Source organism: Rhodopseudomonas infernalis, assembly GCF_022271405.1.
Classification (GTDB): domain Bacteria; phylum Pseudomonadota; class Alphaproteobacteria; order Rhizobiales; family Xanthobacteraceae; genus Rhodopseudomonas; species Rhodopseudomonas infernalis.
This window is the reverse complement of record NZ_JAJNAL010000004.1, coordinates 1-18,970: the sequence shown is the minus strand read 5'-3', so window position 1 is coordinate 18,970 and position 18,970 is coordinate 1. Positions and strand designations below refer to the sequence as shown.

Here is an 18,970-nt window from a genome sequence, read left to right as displayed (position 1 = left end):
CATAGCCGCGCTACGGCGTGGATCTTCCTGGATCGATGACGGCTGCGGTACCGCATCGCGCACGGGCATTGTCCAGCGCCGATTTGGCGTGTTCGCGCTGCGATCTGAGAGCGGTAGTACGTTCTCGCTGGACGTCGTCATGCTCGACGATGCCGTCTTCGATCGAACGGTGAAGACGCTTAGGAAGTCTTCGGCATCGCTAAGTTCGCCTTGCAGATCGAGTAACCTGCGGTTTGCAGACTCGCTCTTGGTTGCTTGCCGCTCCATCGGCGACTTCAGAAGATCGGCGATCCGGTCGGGGAGCCAGTACGCGCTGCCTGAGGTTAGTCAGAACGATCTCGTCCAGCGTCCGGTACGCCTGGTGCGGGATTTGAATGGAAGTAGTGCGCCGGCGGTTCTAGCCGGCGACCGGAGCGGCGCCCTGAGTAACTGAGGATAACATTCCTTTTGAATAAAGGTTGCGGACCTCCCATTTTCGCGCATAGGATGGTCTCGTGACACCGAGCGTGGAGCGTTCGATGATTACATTCACTGAATTTATTGTCGGACTTAGTCTCGTATTTTCGACCGTTGCCTATCTCTTCTTCGTCTATGCAACAAAAACAGATCGACGCGCCCAGCGGCGTGTCTCAGTAAATTAGAAGACAGTTACTGCCGAAAGCCTCGACCCGATAGCGGTGATCGACAAGCTGCCGAAGCTCGTCGAAGCACTCGGCAAACTCGGCCCTTCCGTCACTGCGCTGGCGGCATCCATCGTCTTTATGGCATTCGCGGTCTACGTCGTGACCCATCAGGCTCAGAAGGACATTACCGCGTCGCCCCCAAAGGGCGAGCAGAAGTCTGCTGAAACGAAGAAATGATTTCTGACGCCCGTTGACGCAGGCGTTCGCCTTTTTTGATGCAAGTATGTTGGAGATATTTCGATGGCCAAAACGGCAAAGAAGCGCGCTGCCTCGAAGACGAAAAAGGCAAAAAAAGCAGTCACGAAGACCGCGAAGAAACCCGCAGCCGCGCAGCCCACGAATGCTGTCCTCCTCGAACGGCTTGAGGGCCTCTCGATCAGGCATGACGATCCGATCGACACGAAACCGGAGGTCTACGCGCAGCTCAAGATCTGCCTCAGCCGGATCACCCACTTTCCAGTCAGTGAGATCAGCGAAAACGACAGCCTGGCAGACAAGTACAAATTCGACCTGGGAGGCAAGCGTGTACTCGCCGGCAACATCGAAGCGTGCTTTGCGGGCGCAGGCTATCCGATACCCAAGAAGCTGGATCGCAACGCCATGCAGGGCGCCGACACCGTCGGCGACGTCGCTGAACTCATCAACGAAGCGTTTGGCCTATGAGCAAGCTTGGATCATTGTGGAGTGCGATCACGCTTGTCTATTTCGCGGCGACGCCGGTCTTTGCTGCGAAGGACGATGTGTTCGCGAAATGCAGCGTGCGGCTGGCTGGACGGAATGTGATCCCGCCTGAGAAATTTAAGGCGCTCGCGGACAACATCGCCGATCCAGAATTTGCAAAGTTCGATGACAAGTGCCTGGGTAAGGCCGGCAATCCAGCAGCGCTCGCCAAATCGATTGCGCTCTCCCAGCAGGCGAAGAAGGATCGGGCCGACCGCATTGTCGTCGACCTCAGAGACATTGCCAGCGCCCCTACACCCGAGCGTCCGCAGGCCGTGTCGGCAGAAGAGGTCAAGAGGCGCTACGTCAAGCCGACGGCCGTATCGTTGCCCGTCCTGTTCCGCGATGCCTACTCAACCTATTCGCTGTTGAATCCGATTGCCCCGCGCGAGCGCGCAAACGGCACCCAGTTCAGCTACACCGAAGACTATGAGAAGCGTAACGGTGTGCTCTCCGGCAAAGGCGCCCTGATCGGCTGGAACGTGCTGTCTCTGTCGGCGGATTCCGACAATCCGCTTCAGGATCTCGGCGTCACCCGCATGCTGTGGGCACCGGGCTTCGAATTCGATCAGACCCGCAACCGATCCAACAAGAAAGCCGATACCGACTACTTGGCTTTCAAATTCATCGGTGAAACGGAAATCGAACAGGCGCCGGGTTCACTCTTCCCCTCGCAGTACGTCCGCTACGGCGGTTACTGGAAAACCGACTCCAGAGGGGAGAGCCGGATCGGCGGCGCATTCGCCGAATGGCAACCGTACAAGCTCGAGTGGGCCATCGGCGTCGCGCCGAGGGTCTTCGGCACGCCGATGCAGTTCCGCTGGCAACCGATTCTTCGGGTCGAATCGGAAAAGGTCGTGAACGCCGGTCCGCTCACGAATCTTCATACCGGAGATTTCTACACCCGCGGAGGGCCGATCCTGCGAGCCGACATTTTCTTCGCGGATGGCTACCTGCGAAACTTCGTCTTCGGTGTTCAGTATCGCTATCTGTCGAGCTTTGCCCGCGGCGACGCGGACAAGGATATTCGCTATTTCCAGGCCGACGCGACATACAATCTCGACGATGCCGGTGTATTTGCGCTGAGCGCCACTTATCGTGACGGCCTCCTGCCGGGCAACGGAACGCGGGTCCGCGATGTTCGGGGAGGGCTTACCATCAAGAACTAGCGTCCTGGGTAAACGCCGCGGTGATATCGAGCGATTGATATCCTCAGGCTGACCGATGAGATCGTAACGCAATTTCAATAACATATGAGTTCGCAGTTTTGTTCTGAATGGCGCGCCAGCTGCTGACAGCATTACGAAAACCGGCCACCGGGACGGCTTGTCCCTGCGATGACCTGTTCGGGGGGCGCTGTGCCCGACGACCCGCGCCGGTTCCGGCGCTACTATCTGGCGCGCCATTCAGAATAAAACTGCGAACATGGATGTGATCGAAAGTTCGATATGAACAAGGCAAGATCATCGATCTGATGGTGATGACGAGCGCGATCGAGGCGAGCACCAGCTTCGATCCGGCCGCGATCGAGGCGAACGGTGCTGGCGGTTCGGGCATCTTCATGCCGTGCGCGATCAGTTCCTGTCTCGGCTACCTTCGGGAGCGCAAAGAGTTTGAGCGGGAGCAGAGCGCCGAGATGACGGTCGAGCGGCGTCGTCGGGGCCTGCGTTCAAACGGTTAAGCCGGGCTTCATAACGTTCGGCTAATCTTGTAAGGCAGACTTCTCGTCCGCTTGACAACAAATCTCATTTTCGTGCGTTTCAGTCTTCATCGGACCGGTGGAGAGAATGCCGGAGGGATCGAGGAGAAACGGGCTTGGCGACGCCCTACCCAATACCGGACAATGAAGAGATCCGCCTGAAGGCGTTGAACGAGTATCGTTTGCTCGACACGCCGGCGGAAGAGGACTTCGATCGCCTGGCCAGGCTAGCCGCACGATTGTTCGACGTGCCGATCGTGCTTGTCTCGCTCCTCGATCGGGATCGCCAGTTCTTCAAGGCCCATATCGGCTTCGATGTCTGTGATACGAGCCGCGAGATATCCTTCTGCACGCACGCGATCATGCAGGACGATATCTTCGTGATCCTCGATTCCACCAATGATCGACGTTTTGCGTCCAACCCTCTCGTCCTGGGCCCTCCCTTTATCCGCTTCTATGCCGGCAAGCCGCTGGCAACCCCGACCGGGGAGAAGATCGGCACGGTCTGTCTGATCGATACCGAGCCGAGGAAGAGCTTCACCGCTGAAGACCGACGAAATCTGACCGACGTCGCGGCTCTGGTCATGGACCGCATGGATGCGCGCAGGCTGGATTATATCAGAACGGTCAGCCAGGCTCGCTTCGAGAACATAGCCGCCACATCGCCCGATGCCATCATCTGCTCCAATTCCGAAGGAGAGGTCACTTTCTGGAACAGGTCGGCCGAACGGCTTTTCGGCTACACCGCGGACGAGATGGTCAATCATCCTGGCGAGATCATCGTCCCCGATAGCTGGCTGGGCATCTACGAGGCCGAACTCGACCGGCTACGTCACGGAGAGAAGATGGAACTCTCCGATCGGACGATCGAACTGTCTGGCCTCAGAAAGGACGGCAGCGAATTCCCGGCGGAGTTCTCGCTCTCGACCTGGCAGGAAGGCAACACGACCAGCGTCGGTGCCATCGTTCGAGACCTCACCGAACGGCGGCAGAACGAGGAGCGCCTGTTCCGGCTTGCCTCGCTTGACCCGCTCACGGACCTTCCCAATCGCGGTGTCTGGAGGCAATGCCTGGGAGACGCGCTGGCGGCCGGCAAGGCATCCACCGTTCTTCTTCTCGATCTCGATGGCTTCAAGGAGGTCAACGACACGCTCGGGCATGCGGCCGGCGATGCCGTGTTGAAAGAGGTCTCCGTGCGTCTCAAGGCAACCTGCAGGCACGCGACCATGGTGGCCCGGCTGGGGGGCGACGAGTTTGTCGCGCTGCTGCCGGGGAATGATGAGCGCGAAGCCAGGAGAGTCGCGACCGACCTCGTGTCGGCCATCTCCGAGCCTTATGAGTTTGTCGGCAAGCGCATCGAGGTGAGCGTCAGCATCGGCGTCGCCCTCGCCCCGCAGCACAGCCAGCGCCCCGAGGAATTGCTGGGGGCTGCCGACCTCGCGCTCTATCGGGCCAAAGCCGCCGGAAAAGGGCGGTATGAATTTTTCGCTCCGGCATTGCGCGAATATGCGGTTGCGCGACGGACTTTCGAGCAGGAGCTCAAACAGGCCTTCGTGAGAGGTGAATTCGAACTGTTCTATCAGCCGCAGGTCTCGACGATCGACGGGGGCCTCACCGGCGCCGAAGCGCTGCTCCGGTGGAACCATCCCGAACGTGGCTTGCTGACTCCGGCTTCGTTTATCGATGTCCTGGCCAACAAGGCATCCGCCCCCGAGATTGGAGAGTGGATTCTTCGTACAGCGTGCATGCAAGCCGCAAGGTGGCGCTCACGGGCCCCCGGCTTCCGCATCGGCGTCAATCTGTTCGAGGCGCAGATTCGCTATGCCGGGCTGCTTGCAGCCGTGCGTAGGGTTCTCGCCGAAGCCGCCTTGCCGGCCGAGGCGCTGGAGCTTGAGATCGTCGAAAACGTCTTCCTGCGCAACGAGCCCGGGACCCAGAAGCTGCTCGACGATCTTCGCGCCCTTGGTGTCGGTCTCGCATTCGACGACTATGGAACCGGTTTCGCATCGCTGAGCCTGCTCAAACGCTACCCGGTCTCGCGCCTGAAGATCGACCGAGGCTTCCTGCGCAACGTTAACTCCGACCCGGAAAACGCCGCGGTGGTGAACGCGATCCTCTATCTGGGAAAGAGCTTCGGCGTGGAAGTCATCGCCGAGGGCGTCGAGACCCAGGCTCAGCTCGATTTCCTGAAGGAGAACAACTGTCCGCAGGCACAGGGTTATCTCTTCGGCAAACCGGTCACGGCACGCGAATTCGAGCAGAAGTTCCTGCCCGTGGCCAAGCCCGCGTCTTAGATCGTGGCCTCTTCAACCACGCCTCGACCGAGCCAGAGCGCTTCGATCAATCGACGAAGCGCTCCACGAAGCGACACCCCTACTGATACGACGCCACGATATCCGACACCGCGCGCTCCAGCTGCTTGGCCGTCGCGCATTGGCGGACGACGTTGCAGAACGGCGCGTAGCGGGGCATTTCGCTGTCGCCCCAGCCCCAGCCCATGCGGCCTTCGGGATTGAGCCAGACCACGCGCTTGGCGCGGTCGGAGATCTGGCGCAGCAAATCGGTGCGCGGGTCGAGATTGTTGGTGCGGGCGTCGCCGAGCACGATCACGGTGGTTTTCGGCGTGACGCTGCGCAAATAGCGCTTTTCGAAATCGGCGAAGGAATTGCCGTAATCGGACGAGCCGAACCCGACCTTGGACATGATCTCGCGCATCGCCGTTTCCGGCTCCTGACGGTCGAGGATGTCGCTGACTTCGATCAGGTGGCCGGAGAATGCGAACGAGCGGACGTCGTCGACCACTTCGTGCAGGCTGTGGATCAGCAGCAGGAAGAAGTCGGAGACCTGCGCCACCGAGCCTGACACGTCGCAGATCGCCACGATCTTCGGACGGTCGCGATGGCGGCGCTTCCACGCGGTGAGGAACGGCACGCTGCCCCACGCGGCGTTATTGCGGATGGTGCGGCGGACGTCGAGATGGCCGCGGCGCTGGCGCTTGCGCGGCTTGGAATAGCGCTCGCGCAGCCGCCGGGCGATGGCGCGGATCAGTGCCTTCATCTGCTCGACCTGGCGCCGCTCCAGCCGCGCCAGCGGCGCGTTGCGCAGGATTTCGTATTGCTTACAAGCTCCCTGCTCGTCGTAAGGACCAAGTCCCTGTCTTCAAATCACGAAATTTATCGCCGTCATCGGAACCCCCGCGCTGGAGGGCGCGGCCTCTTCCGAAGGCTGAAGACTATATCTGGAACGCAGGACGTCTGCGGCAGAGACAGAAGCGCGCTTACATAATTTTCAATCTCGATGAAGGACAACGGCTTACAGGCCTCGATATGCTTTACGAGAGCCTTATCGAACTCAAAGCCCCTATCGCATCGCTCGGACACCATCGCCGCGAGGGCATTCTGCGACAAGCCAGCCGCAATACGTGCCGTTTTGGCATGCGTCACATAGGCCGGCATCTCGATCATATTTGGCGTTACGGCCTTTCCCGGCCCCACCATCTGATACGTCTGTCTTGCGCAAAGATCGCCATCCGGATGGCACGACACAAGAAAGTCGCCATTCTTGTTCGCCTCAAACGTGCGAACGCCCCAATCGTCGAAAAGATTGACGTTGATCGGTGTAGTCGCGTACGGGTTCGTGAACAGACGCAAACCGTCTGTGAGAGATTCTTCATAGTCCTTCTTGTGGGCCCTGATAAGAATGGGCTCGATGTTGTTTCGGATGCGGTACGCCTCAAATACGAACTCATTCGCGTCGACGCAAAGCGCCCGCGCCTTCCCAAAAGTCGCAACGGAAGAATACAGAACAGCGCTGACGTGAGCGAACTCACCGGTCTTGAATAGACCTAGCGACACTCTTGCGCCGTTCTCTTTCGTCAAATGACCAAGGTCGAAGTTGTCATACAGCACGTGCTGCATTGGAATATCGCCCAGCAAGTTGAAGTCTGGTGTGCCGTAGTTCGATATGGCGATGACATAAGAGCGCCCGGCCATATGCGGCAATTTCGAATAACGCTCCAGGTACGCGTTCGACTTTGCCCAGAAGGCGTTGGATGCGCGAATGGCGGCTTTCGCTTGGGCGTCGAACACATCCATATCGACAATGTCCTCGAAACGCTTTTCCCATTCGGGAGTGTCGTCGCGCGCGTGGCTTGCAATCGTTGCCTCTATCGCAAGAGGCTCATCGGCCGCGACAAAGTCCGGAGCATTGAATTCGAAGTCGATTTTGATACCAATTTCTTTCAAGACGGCGAAGAGATACAGCTCCCAAAAGGACGAATTGTATGTCGTTTGGAATTCCTTGATGAACTTCCCATCGCGGTCCGGAAAGCCTTTTGCCCACTCCAATAGGACCTTGCGCACGCTCGCTGACGGCGCGCGTAAAGTATTGACAAAATTGGGGTGAAGTTCTCGACTCGAGACGAGGGGCTTAAATAATTCCATCAGAGCCTGCCACCTGCCTGTGAGGCTGCGGATGCAGCTACGTTCAATCTCTGTGGCTATCTCGCGAACAGCGCCGAATGAGTAAACCTCACCCAGCAGGACGAATTGCAGCGTCTTGGGGACCGCGATCCAAAAGATCTATCCCATGACCTCATTTGAGGAGTTAGTATCATCAATCATGGGACATAGAAAGAAGCATTCTATTTGGTTGTCGATGAACGATTCATCGAGACGCTTCGTTGAAGTGTTCGAACGCATCCTTGGCTCGCGCGCCAATCAACCAAAGTTGTCCTCTGCTAGTTCGGATGTCGAGGCAGAAAGTCCGTCGACTTCTATGCGCTCTTCAAGGTCATCGATTAATCTCGTAGCGTAACTGGAGGCGGGTGCGATGAGGAAATGGTTCGCTCTTACAATTTACCTAGCGCTCATCGTTGGCGGACTTTGGTGCTCTTACGAGTGGCTTATCGAGGGTGGCAAGGGGCTTGCTCTTAAAATAGGCGCGTTTCCAGCGCTCTTCGGCCTCTATATGCTTTGGACAGATTTCATTTCTCCCGACCGAGAGCCGCTTTAATAGGAACCCGCGATTGGTTAGGTCGCCGGCCTGGCATCGATCACAAAATCATGGAGATGGTGACCACGTCGCTCGGGCGGAGTTTGTCCTAAGATGGACTAATCGTTCTCAGCTTATCAGCGAGCCGATACCGGTTAGTCTATGTCTTCGAGCCAATCGATCTGTGGCTTGACGCGGTAGTTCGCCGTCTCGCAAATGCATCCCGCGGGGGGGAATAGCGCGATCGCATCTGCAGGCGTCTGTAGGCCGTCGAGTCGGTTGCACGCCGGGCATTCAGAATTGAGCGTTTCGTGTTCGTAGAAGCTATTTGGATATGCTTCCAAGACCTGCCGCGAATCAATTACTGCGGAATACCGAAATACTGTGAATTGTGCGCGCAGCAATGTCATATCGTGGGCAGCCAACGGGCGTCCGCGACCTGCTTCGGTCAACTCAGCGAAGGCGGCGCGACTATAGAAGGTTCGCGGATTGATCCCGTTAGCCTTCTTCTGTTCCATCGTCATCTGCTCTCCGTGCTTGCGCCAAGCACGGCAGCGGGCCGTCGGGTGATCAGTTAGGCGTTTGTCTAAGAAATGGTAGATGCGCCCCTCCGTCGAGGGCAGGAGCAGGCCAAGAGCCGCGACGGCCTCCCTGGCGGCGGCCAACCTCATGGTCTCGTAGTCCCACTTCAATGCAATAGATGTCTCGAACATTAAACTGTGCCAACCGATCTCGACGGGCCAGATTAACAGACATTCCTCGAGCTGAGCGAGCCCCTCTTTTCCTCCGGCTACAACTGCCATCGGTGCGGCGGGACTCGTCGGCCGATGGTGCTCTTCATCGCGTCTCTCGCCGGCGGCCACAAGGGCCCCGTTGCCGCGCCAGCCAAAAAGTGTGGTGCGGACGCATGGTTGTGGTTCAGCCGGGGCCGTTGAAGGCGCTTGAAGCGATCATATAATGTTCGATTTTCGGCATCACCCGCCGCGGGACTATGCGGCATTCCTTTCCCCTACTGATACGACGCCACGATATCCGACACCGCGCGCTCCAGCTGCTTGGCCGTCGCGCATTGGCGGACGACGTTGCAGAACGGCGCGTAGCGGGGCATTTCGCTGTCGCCCCAGCCCCAGCCCATGCGGCCTTCGGGATTGAGCCAGACCACGCGCTTGGCGCGGTCGGAGATCTGGCGCAGCAAATCGGTGCGCGGGTCGAGATTGTTGGTGCGGGCGTCGCCGAGCACGATCACGGTGGTCTTCGGCGTGACGCTGCGCAAATAGCGCTTTTCGAAATCGGCGAAGGAATTGCCGTAATCGGACGAGCCGAAGCCGACCTTGGACATGATCTCGCGCATCGCCGCTTCCGGCTCCTGACGGTCGAGGATGTCGCTGACTTCGATCAGGTGGCCGGAGAATGCGAAGGAGCGGACGTCGTCGACCACTTCGTGCAGGCTGTGGATCAGCAGCAGGAAGAAGTCGGAGACCTGCGCCACCGAGCCTGACACGTCGCAGATCGCCACGATCTTCGGACGGTCGCGGTGCCGGCGCTTCCACGCGGTGAGGAACGGCACGCTGCCCCACGCGGCGTTCTTGCGGATGGTGCGGCGGACGTCGAGATGGCCGCGGCGCTGGCGCTTGCGCGGCTTGGAATAGCGCTCGCGCAGCCGCCGCGCGATGGCGCGGATCAGCGCCTTCATCTGCTCGACCTGGCGCCGCTCGAGCCGCGCCAGCGGCGCGTTGCGCAGGATTTCGTGGCGCAGGTTCTCGGTCTCTTCGCGGCCGTACAGCACCAGCGCCTGCGACACCATCTCGCGCACGCTGTCGCGAAGCCCGTCGAGCGCCGCGGCGAGCCGTTCGGCTTCGCCGGAGTTGGCGGCTTTCAGCGCGTCGAGATCGTCGCGCAGCCGGCCGATGCCGAGCGCGTCCATCATCCGGGTCTGAAACAGCCCGCGCTGGGTGAAGTAACGGATGTTGGACAGTTCGGCCGCGGCGGCGGCACCGGACAGCGCCGCGGCGACCGCGCTGCGATCCTGCCCCAGCAGCATCTGCGCCAGTTCGCCGAGCTCCGGCTGCGCCGCGCCGTCGCCGCCGCCCTGGCCGGGCGATCCGGGCGCAGCATTCTGCGCCTGCGATTCCGAGGACTCGTCGGACGATGACTCCTCGTTCTCGTCCGGCGGCGGCTTCGGCTCGGGGCGGCTGAAGAACAGGTCGAAGCACTCGGCCAGCGCCTGCTTCTCGTCCTGGCTCTTGGCCAGCGTCACCAGCAGGGTGTCGCGTAGCAGGCCGCGATCGGCGAAGCCGACCTGCGTGACCGCGCGCATCGCGTCGATACTTTCGGCCGGCGAAACGCGTACGCCGGCGCCGCGCGCCGCCCGGAAGAAGCGGTGCAGCTCCTCGCGCATCAGCCGAAGGTGCCGGAGCGGCCGGCCTTGGCGACGAAGCCGGCGACCTGCGGAATCGTGGTTTCGATATCGGCTTCGTACTTGAGCAGGACGTTGAGCGTGTCCTTCACAGTCTGATGGTCGAGCTCGGTCGATTGCAGCAGCACCAGCACGCGCGCCCAGTCGATCGTCTCGCTCACCGACGGCAGCTTCTTCAGGTCCAGCGCGCGGACCTGGTTGATGAAGCCGACCAGCTGCTTGCGCAGCGTCTCCGAAGCGCCCGGCACGCGGCTTTCGACGATGCGCTCTTCGAGCTTCTGCTCCGGAAAGCCGATATGCAGATGCAGGCAGCGCCGCTTCAGCGCGTCCGACAGATCGCGCTCGCCGTTCGAGGTCAGCAGCACCAGCGGCTTGACGGTGGCGCTGATGGTGCCGAGTTCGGGGATCGAGACTTGATAGTCGGACAGGATTTCGAGCAGCAGCGATTCGAACTCGGCGTCCGATTTGTCGATCTCGTCGACCAGCAGCACGCAGCCGTTCGGCTGTTCCAGCGCCTGCAGCAGCGGGCGCGGCTCGACGAATTCCTTGGAGAAGAACACGTCGCCGAAATCATGCAACTTGTCGAGCGCGGCCGACAGCGACTGCGCGTCGCCGAGCACTTCGCCGAGCTTGTCCTTGAGGATCTGGGTGTACAAGAGCTGCTTGGCGTATTTCCATTCGTACAGCGCCTTGGCCTCGTCGAGGCCTTCGTAGCACTGCATCCGGATCATCTTCAGGCCGCGCCAGGCGGCGAGCGATTTGGCGAGTTCGGTCTTGCCGACGCCGGCCGGGCCTTCGACCAGGATCGGCTTCTCGATCCGTTCGGCCAGATAGATCGCGGTGGCGATCTGACGGCTGGCGATATAGCCCACCGATGCGAGGCCCGCGGTGACGGCGTCGATGGATTCGATCGGCAGGTCGTTACTCATTCTTGGGGTTCGCTCCAAAGGGATTGGCCGAGGCTGATCTGTCGCTGCTTGCGCGGCTCGCGGGCGACATTCGCCAGCACGTCGTAAGCGGCGAGCGCGCGGCTGACGCGTTCGTCGGCGCGCGCGACGGCGAGATGGGCGCGGAGGTCGTCGACGATGCCGGCGGCGAGCGCCCGCACGCCGATCAGCCGCGCCGGCACCGGCGGCGTGCCGTCGTCGAGCGCCGCGACCGCCGCGCGGCTGGTATCACCGGCGAGCGCCACCAGGCCGGCGAGACGCCCGAGCCGCAACGCATGATCGTCGTTGAGTTCGGTGTGAGTCGCGGCGGCGCGCACCAGCCAGGTGAGAAAGCCCGCCATGCTGGCGCTACCGAGCGTGTCCTCGATATCGCGGAACGGCAGCGCCATCGCCGGATAGGCGTCTTTCATGTCGCCGATCTGCGCCGAGGCCGGCACCGTGCAATTGTCCAGGCTGAGTTCGCAATGCGAGGCCGGCTTCAGCACGTCGAGCGACGGCATCGGCGTCATCGTCAGCCCGGCCGTATCGCGCGGCACGGCGAACAGGCCGTAGCGCTTGCGGCCGTCCTCGGTGCTGGTGATCGTCAGCACCAGGAAGATATCGGCGACCGGCCCGTTGGTGATCCACGCCTTGCGGCCGTTAAGTACAATCTCGTCGCCGCGGCGTTGCGCCGTGGTCTGCAGATGTTTCGGATGCGCACCGGCGCCGGGCTCGGAGATCGCGACCGCCGCCCAGCAGCGGCCGGCGGCGATCCGCGGCAAGAGATCACTGCGCTGCGCCGCGCTGGCGAATTGGCCGATGAAGAACCGCGCGATCAGTTGCCGGCCGGCGAATGCGGTGGCGAGGCCGAGTTCGCCGGTGGCCGCGACGATCGCCTGCTCGGCGCGCGCGATCGCCGCGTAGCTGTCGAGCGCGGCGTCGCCCCCGGGCAGGCCGATGTCGAACATCCCGGCTTGTGCGAATGGCGCGAACGGATCGTCGCCCGCGGGTTTTTCCATGATGTCGCGCCAGCGCGCGAGACGCATGTCGACGGCATCGTTGCTGCCGCGCGAGGGTGATCCGGGTGCCTGAAGCCGTGTCATGACCGTGCTGTGTAGAACAAGCGCGCGCCGACGGCGAGGCGTTTGTTGTATTTCCGGGAAGTGGAATGCGCGGCGGCCAAGCGAGCCCGCCGCCGCGCAAAAGTAGATCAGCCGATGAATTCGATCAGGTCGGCGTTGAGGCGGTCCGGCGCGGTCGCGAACAGGCCGTGGGGCTCGCCGTCATATTCGATCAGCTTGGCGTTGGGGATGCCGCGCGCGGCGGCGCGGCCGGCGGCGTCGATCGGGACCGTCTTGTCGGCGGTGCCGTGAATGATCAGCGTCGGCATGGTGAAGGCCTTGAGGTCCGGCCGGAAGTCCGTCTTGCCGAACGCGTCGACGCAATCGATCGTGGCCTTCGGGCTCGCCATCACGGCCAGGATGAAGCTCCAGTCCAGAATGCCCTGGCTCACCGGGCTGGTGACGAAGCCGACGCCGTAGAACTGCTTGGCGAAGCTCTGCAGAAACGCGAAGCGATCCTTGCGGATCTGCGCCTTCATGTCGGCGAACACGCTGGCGTCGACGCCGTCCGGATTGTCGGGCGTGTTGAGCAGATACGGCACCACCGAGCCGATCAGCGCGGCCTTGGCGATGCGCTGGCTGCCGTGGCGCGACAGGTAGCGCGCGATCTCGCCGCCGCCCATCGAAAAGCCGACCAGATTGACGGCCTGCAGATCGAGCTTCTCGATCACTGCGGCCAGATCGTCGGCGAACGTGTCGTAGTCATAGCCGGTGGCCGGATGGCTCGACAGGCCGAAGCCGCGGCGGTCGTAGGTGATGACGCGGTAACCGGCCTCGAGCAGCGCCAGCGTTTGATACTCGAACATGTCGCCGGTCAGCGGCCAGCCATGAATCAGCAGAACCGGGCGCCCGCTCCCTGCCGTCTTGACATGGATCCGGGCGCCGTTGGTCTCGACATACGTCATTCGTGATTTTCCCTCTCGTTGATCGTGTCGACAACGGAACGAACAGGACTGCGTTCCGGCTAACGGATCTCCTTCATCACCTGCGCATAAGCCAGCAGCGCGAACAGCGCGGTGCCGCCGATGATGTTGCCGAGCAGCGCCGGCAGCAGGAAGCCGGTCGTCACTTCGAGCGGACCCGCCGCGCCGTTCAGCACCAGCATGAATGCCTCCATGCTGCCGGCGATGATGTGGGCGAAGCCGCCGACCGAGATCAGCCAGGTCATCATCACGATCACGCCGAGCTGGCCGCTCTCCGCGCTCGGCAGCAGCCACACCATGGTGGCCATCAGAAAACCGGCCGCGACGCCCTTGAACACGGTGTCGAGCGCGCCGTGGCTGAGGATCACCCGGCTGATCTCGATCGCCTCTGCTTTCAGTTCCGGAGTCAGCGCCGGCGTCAGGCTGCAGAACGCCGCTGCGAACAGCGTGCCGGCCAGGTTGGCGAGTAGCACGATCGCCCACAGCCGGCCGGCACGGCCGAAGTTACGTGCGGTCGGCTCGGCCACCACCGGAAGGATCACCGTGATGGTGTTCTCGGTGAACAGCTGCTGGCGCGCCAGCACCACCATGACGAAGCCGACCGAGTAGCCCAGGCTGGTGATCAGCGGCCGCCACGGCGCATCGGGAATGTGGAGCTGCAGGATCGCCTGCGCCAGCAGCGAGAAGCTGATCGACAGGCCGGCCGCGAGGCCGGACCACCACAGCGAGGTGAGCGGGCGCTCCATCTCTTCCTCGCCGGAGCGGCGGACGATTTCGTAGATCACGGGGGTGCGCGGACTGGAGCGCGCCTCGACGTCCTCGACTTCGCGGTTCGAAATATTCGCCCGCGATGCAGACATCTCTGCATCGCGGGTCTTGGCCGCCTGATCGGCGGCGCGGTCGGGACGGTTGGTCATCGGCCGGCCGAAGCAGGCTTACACCGCATGCACCTTCGGCTCGCGTTCCCAGAACCGCAGCTGTGTGCACAGCTCGAGGAAGCGTTCGGCATCCTTGGCGCCGCCGAGGCTCATCACGCCGCCATCGGGTTCGACGCCGGCCTTCTCGAGCAGCGGCGCCGCCTCCTTGGTGGTGGCGATGAACTTGGCGTGGGCGAACGCGTCGGCCACGAAGTCGCGCGCGGTCGCCTCCTGCTGCAATTGCTTTGCGCCCTCTTCGGACAGCAGGATCGCGACGGCGTCGTACAGCACGGACGGTCCGCCGTTCACCTTCTGCTTGGCCGGGCGCAGCTTGCCGTCCGAGGCGGTGAAGCCGCCGACCTTGGGGGCGATCAGTTCGACCAGCGCGCCGTGCTGCTTGGCGGCCGCTTCCAGCGCCGCGAGCAGCTTGGCGTCGGCGCCGTCGCTGACCAGAATGCCGAGCTTGCGGCCCTCGAAGCTGCCGAGCGCATTGTTGATGATGCTCAGCGCCGGCGACGGCGGCAGATCGGTGATCACCTTGCGGGCCGGCTCGGCCGCGGCCGGCAGCTTCATGCCGAGACCGTCAGCTACCAACTGGGCGAGCGCCTTGTCGACGTTGACGAGATGCGACACCACGCGGGCGCGGATCGTCGGCGTCTCGACCTTGCTGAGCTCGAACACGAACGCGTCCTTGATGTGGGTCTGTTCGGTCTCGCTCTGGCTGACGAAGAACTGCCGCGCCTGGCTGTAGTGATCGGCGAACAACTCGCCGCGAGCCCGGCGCCGCTCGCCGGTGTCTTCGGCCGGGAAACTGCGGAAGCCCTTCGGCGTCTCGCGCGGTCCACCATCGACGGCCCAGGAGTTGGGCTCGTAGTTGACGCGTCCACGCGGATTGTTCAGCGTCATGTGCCCGTCCTGCTGAAGGGTGTGGAACGGGCATTTCGGCGCGTTGATCGGCAGGTCGTTGAAGTTCGGGCTGCCGAGCCGCTTCAGCTGGGTGTCGAGATACGAGAAGTTGCGGCCCTGCAGCAGCGGATCGTTGGTGAAGTCGATACCCGGCACGATGTTGCCGGTCTGGAATGCGACCTGCTCGGTCTCGGCGAAAAAGTTGTCGACCGTGCGGTCGAGCACCATCCGGCCGACAATGCGGATCGGGATGCGTTCTTCGGGAATGATCTTGGTGGCATCGAGGATGTCGAATTCGAACTCGTCCGCGAAGGCATCGTCGAACAGCTGCAGGCCGAGCTCCCATTCCGGATAGTTGCCGGCCTGGATCGAATCCCACATGTCGCGGCGATGGAAGTCCGGATCGGCGCCGTTGAGCTTCACCGCCTCGTTCCACACCACCGACTGCATGCCGAGCTTCGGCTTCCAGTGGAATTTGACGTAGGTCGATTTGCCCTCGGCGTTGATCAGCCGGAAGGTGTGGACGCCAAAACCTTCCATGAACCGGAGCGAGCGCGGGATGGTGCGGTCGGACATGATCCACAGCGCCATGTGGATCGATTCCGGCATCAGCGAAATGAAGTCCCAGAAATTGTCGTGCGCAGTCTGCGCCTGCGGGAAGCCGCGATCGGGCTCCTGCTTGGCGGCGTGGATCAGATCGGGAAACTTGATGGCGTCCTGGATGAAGAACACCGGGATGTTGTTGCCGACCAGATCCCAGTTGCCCTGCTTGGTGTAGAACTTCACCGCGAAGCCGCGGACGTCGCGTGCCAGATCGGCCGAGCCCTTGTTGCCGGCCACCGTCGAGAAGCGCGTGAACACCGGCGTCTTCTCGCCGGCGCGCTGGAACAGATCGGCCGCGGTGATATCGGCCAGCGACTCGTAGGCCTCGAAGAAGCCGTGAGCGCCGAAGCCGCGGGCGTGAACGACGCGCTCGGGAATCCGCTCGTGGTCGAAATGGAAAATCTTCTCGCGGAAGTGAAAGTCTTCCATCAGCGTCGGACCGCGAGGGCCGATCTTCAGGCTGTTCTGATCGTCGCTGACCGGCACACCCTGCCGTGTCGTCAGCACAGGATGATCCTTATCGGCCACCTGATGCGTCTCGCCGCCGGGGCCGCGATGGATCGAGGCGTCGGCCAGCTTGGCGGATTTGAGATCGGGATGTTTGTCGGCCATGGGAACCTCGTGCGCGGGGGATAAACAATGGCGAGCGCCCGCGCGGCGATGGATGCCGTCGCTGCCATGAGCCGATCCACACCAATGCGCGAGACTCGTCCGTCGCCGTGATGACGGCGAGAACGCCGAATGGTTCCTAGTTCAAATGCGCCAGATAGTGCGCCAGCGCGTAGATCTCTTCCTCGCTGAGCGGGTAGGCGACGTCGGCCATCGCCGCCATCGAGCCGCCGGAGCGCTGGCCGGATTTGAACTCGTTGAGTGCCTTGACCAGATACTCCTCGCGTTGGCCGGCGAGCCGCGCAGTGCCCTTGATGCCGGCGTAATTGTCGGTGTGGCACGAGGCGCAGCGCCGGCCGACCGCGGCTTCGGCGCCCTTGCGTGACAGCTCCGGATTTTCATCGGGCTTGGGATTTTTCATCGGCTGCAGCGATGCGAAGTAAGCGCCGAGATTGCGGATGTCCTCGTTGCTGAGGTCTTCGACCACCGAGGTCATGTTGGCGTTCTGCCGCGTGCCGGCACGGAAGAAAACCAGCTGCCACTGGATGTAGAGGTCGGGCTGGCCGGCGAGGGAGGGCGTGTACTCCATCTGCGAGATGCCGTCGGCACCGTGGCAGAAGCCGCAGATGACGGCCTTCTGTCTGCCGGCCTCGATGTCGCCGGCGGCGAGCGGCGTGGTGAGAAGAGCAAAGCCGAGGACAAGCGACAGCGTCGGAAGCAGGCGAGGCATGCGTGGTCTCTCTGTTGGCTCAGAGTTGTCGTTAAAGTTCGTCATTCCGGGATTCGTTCCGGTCGGCGCAGCCGGCCGGGGCGAAGGCCCGGAATCCATAACCACTGTGCTCGCGGTGGAGCAGGTCGACAGCGGTCGTGCGGAAACGCGGGCACCGGGCGTATGGAGCCCGGGTTCGCCGCTGCGCGGCGCCCCGGAATGACGAACGTTGGTGCAATCAGCGCGAACTCACTTCGAGTAGCTGATGCGGTAGATCGCGCCGGCCCAGTCGTCGGCGATCAGCATCGAGCCGTCCTTGGCCAGCACGATGTCGGCCGGCCGGCCGAGATAGCCCTGGTCGCCTTCGATGAAGCCGGTGGCGAAGTCTTCCTGCTTGGCGTTCTTGCCGTCCGGATCGACGATCACCCGCTTGATCAGCGCGCCCGTGTATTTGTGCCGGTTCCACGAGCCGTGTTCGGCGATGAAGATGTTGTTCTTGTACTCGGCGGGGAATTGATCGCCGGTGTAGAACTTCATCCCCAGCGGCGCGACGTGGGCGCCGAGGTTGAGCACCGGCGGCGTGAATTCCGAGCACTGGTGCCCCATCGCGAATTTCGGATCCGGCATGTCGCCCTGGTGGCAATGCGGATAGCCGAAATGTTCGCCGAGCTTGCTGATCATGTTGAGCTTGTCGCTCGGCATGTCGTCGCTGATCCAGTCGCGGGCGTTCTCGGTGAACCAGTATTTGCCGGTGCGCGGATCGACGTCGCCGCCGACCGAGTTGCGCACGCCGAGCGCGACGATCTCGGCATTGCCGGTCTTCGGATCGACGCGGCGGATCTGCGAAAGCGATGTCGGCGGAATGCCGATGTTGAAGGGCGGGCCGAACGGCACGTAGAACCAGCCATCCTTGTCGGGCGCCAGATACTTCCAGCCGTGCGCCACATAGGACGGCATGTCGTCGTAGACGACCTTGCCCTGGCCGAGATTGTCGAGATTGGCCTCGGCGTTGTCGTAGCGGATCAGCTTGTCGATATCGACCACGTAGAGCGCGCCGTTCTGGAACGCCAGACCGGTCGGCATCTTCAGCCCCTTGAGCACGGTCTTGACCTGTTTCTTGCCGTCCTTGTCGGTGATCGCATAGACGCTGCCGACGCCGAACGAGCCGACGAACAACGTGCCGTTGTCGCCCCACGCCATCTGCCGCGCCGACAGCACGCCGGACGCATAGACCTCGATCTTGAAGCCGGGCGGCAGCTTGATCTTCTTGATGGTCGCGGCGAGTTCGGCGTCGGACGCGCCGGTCGGCGGACCGGACGGCGGCGCGAGTCCTTTCTGCGCCTCGGTCTCGTCGCCGAGGAACCAGTCGGGCGGTGGGTTGGTCCAGAATTCCTTGGTGCCGGATTCGTACTTCTTGAGGCCCTGCGCGCTGGCCTGATGAGCCGCCCCGATCGCCAGGACGGCGGCGCACGCAACAACGGATCGTGTGAAGACCGACTTCATCGCGCTCACTCCCTCGCCACGGCCGACGATGCAGCCGCTCGTTTGTTTTGCGACGTCTGATGCGTCGTCAGCGGCGTTCGTGCGCCTGCCGACGAAGGCTAGCACAATGGCGGCGGGTGAGAAGACGATTGATGATCAATCGCAACAAACGAACGTCGATGAGTTCGCTGCATTGCGATCGATGCGGTGCAACGTGAAGTTCGATCGCCCGAACTGATGCTCGCCTTGATACATGCAGTGAGT

General features: G+C 62.2%; 16 protein-coding genes and 1 pseudogene. 6 read left to right on the top strand and 11 right to left on the bottom strand.

What is annotated here, in order from left to right; genetic code table 11:
* Positions 1 to 677 precede the first annotated feature (677 nt).
* The 5 genes from LPW26_RS04440 to LPW26_RS04420 all read left to right on the top strand — a co-directional run bounded on the left by LPW26_RS04440 (position 678) and on the right by LPW26_RS04420 (position 5,396).
* Positions 678 to 860 carry a hypothetical protein gene (locus tag LPW26_RS04440; protein ID WP_238733079.1) on the top strand — a complete coding sequence of 61 codons (183 nt, stop codon included), beginning with the start codon at positions 678 to 680 and terminating at the stop codon, positions 858 to 860.
* A gap of 63 nt (positions 861 to 923) precedes the next feature.
* Complete coding sequence (locus tag LPW26_RS04435; RefSeq protein WP_238733078.1) at positions 924 to 1,346, top strand: hypothetical protein; 423 nt, start codon at positions 924 to 926, stop codon at positions 1,344 to 1,346.
* A complete protein-coding gene (locus tag LPW26_RS04430; protein ID WP_238733077.1) occupies positions 1,343 to 2,572 on the top strand; it encodes a hypothetical protein in 1,230 nt (409 codons plus the stop codon). Before LPW26_RS04435 ends, LPW26_RS04430 begins: the two co-directional genes overlap by 4 nt.
* Before the next feature lie 305 nt (positions 2,573 to 2,877).
* Complete coding sequence (locus LPW26_RS04425) at positions 2,878 to 3,084, top strand: hypothetical protein (protein ID WP_238733076.1); 207 nt, start codon at positions 2,878 to 2,880, stop codon at positions 3,082 to 3,084.
* A gap of 134 nt (positions 3,085 to 3,218) precedes the next feature.
* On the top strand, positions 3,219 to 5,396 hold the full coding sequence (locus LPW26_RS04420; RefSeq protein ID WP_238733075.1) for a putative bifunctional diguanylate cyclase/phosphodiesterase: 2,178 nt from the start codon (positions 3,219 to 3,221) through the stop codon (positions 5,394 to 5,396).
* A gap of 79 nt (positions 5,397 to 5,475) precedes the next feature.
* On the opposite strand, the pseudogene LPW26_RS04415 reads toward LPW26_RS04420, so the two are convergent.
* From LPW26_RS04415 to LPW26_RS04365, 11 genes and pseudogenes are all read right to left on the bottom strand, one after another.
* Positions 5,476 to 6,216: pseudogene (locus LPW26_RS04415) on the bottom strand (VWA domain-containing protein); the annotation flags it as partial.
* Between the two features lie 68 nt (positions 6,217 to 6,284).
* Complete coding sequence (locus LPW26_RS04410; RefSeq protein ID WP_238733074.1) at positions 6,285 to 7,544, bottom strand: hypothetical protein; 1,260 nt, start codon at positions 7,542 to 7,544, stop codon at positions 6,285 to 6,287.
* Between the two features lie 705 nt (positions 7,545 to 8,249).
* The gene (locus LPW26_RS04405; protein WP_238733073.1) at positions 8,250 to 8,897 is read right to left on the bottom strand and encodes a hypothetical protein; all 648 of its coding nucleotides are present in this window, start codon (positions 8,895 to 8,897) and stop codon (positions 8,250 to 8,252) included.
* 206 nt (positions 8,898 to 9,103) lie between these two features.
* Positions 9,104 to 10,492: a vWA domain-containing protein gene (locus LPW26_RS04400; RefSeq protein ID WP_238733072.1), complete on the bottom strand. Its 1,389-nt coding sequence runs from the start codon at positions 10,490 to 10,492 to the stop codon at positions 9,104 to 9,106.
* Positions 10,492 to 11,439: an AAA family ATPase gene (locus LPW26_RS04395; protein WP_238733071.1), complete on the bottom strand. Its 948-nt coding sequence runs from the start codon at positions 11,437 to 11,439 to the stop codon at positions 10,492 to 10,494. Before LPW26_RS04395 ends, LPW26_RS04400 begins: the two co-directional genes overlap by 1 nt.
* Positions 11,436 to 12,482, bottom strand: coding sequence for an acyl-CoA dehydrogenase family protein (locus LPW26_RS04390; protein ID WP_238733070.1), 1,047 nt, complete (start codon positions 12,480 to 12,482; stop codon positions 11,436 to 11,438). The genes LPW26_RS04395 and LPW26_RS04390 overlap by 4 nt, the downstream gene beginning before the upstream one ends.
* Positions 12,483 to 12,646: 164 nt before the next feature.
* Positions 12,647 to 13,462 carry an alpha/beta fold hydrolase gene (locus LPW26_RS04385; RefSeq protein ID WP_238733069.1) on the bottom strand — a complete coding sequence of 272 codons (816 nt, stop codon included), beginning with the start codon at positions 13,460 to 13,462 and terminating at the stop codon, positions 12,647 to 12,649.
* 59 nt (positions 13,463 to 13,521) lie between these two features.
* Complete coding sequence (locus LPW26_RS04380; RefSeq protein WP_238733068.1) at positions 13,522 to 14,397, bottom strand: formate/nitrite transporter family protein; 876 nt, start codon at positions 14,395 to 14,397, stop codon at positions 13,522 to 13,524.
* Positions 14,398 to 14,415: 18 nt separating this feature from the next.
* Positions 14,416 to 16,518 carry a catalase gene (katE, locus tag LPW26_RS04375; protein WP_238733067.1) on the bottom strand — a complete coding sequence of 701 codons (2,103 nt, stop codon included), beginning with the start codon at positions 16,516 to 16,518 and terminating at the stop codon, positions 14,416 to 14,418.
* A 136-nt stretch (positions 16,519 to 16,654) separates the two neighbouring features.
* On the bottom strand, positions 16,655 to 17,245 hold the full coding sequence (locus LPW26_RS04370; protein ID WP_238733066.1) for a c-type cytochrome: 591 nt from the start codon (positions 17,243 to 17,245) through the stop codon (positions 16,655 to 16,657).
* A 228-nt stretch (positions 17,246 to 17,473) separates the two neighbouring features.
* Positions 17,474 to 18,727 carry a PQQ-dependent sugar dehydrogenase gene (locus LPW26_RS04365; protein WP_238733065.1) on the bottom strand — a complete coding sequence of 418 codons (1,254 nt, stop codon included), beginning with the start codon at positions 18,725 to 18,727 and terminating at the stop codon, positions 17,474 to 17,476.
* Between LPW26_RS04365 and LPW26_RS04360 the strand changes: the two genes are divergently transcribed.
* Positions 18,711 to 18,944: a hypothetical protein gene (locus tag LPW26_RS04360; protein ID WP_238733064.1), complete on the top strand. Its 234-nt coding sequence runs from the start codon at positions 18,711 to 18,713 to the stop codon at positions 18,942 to 18,944. The two genes, LPW26_RS04365 and LPW26_RS04360, sit on opposite strands and share 17 nt — an antisense overlap.
* Positions 18,945 to 18,970 lie beyond the last annotated feature (26 nt).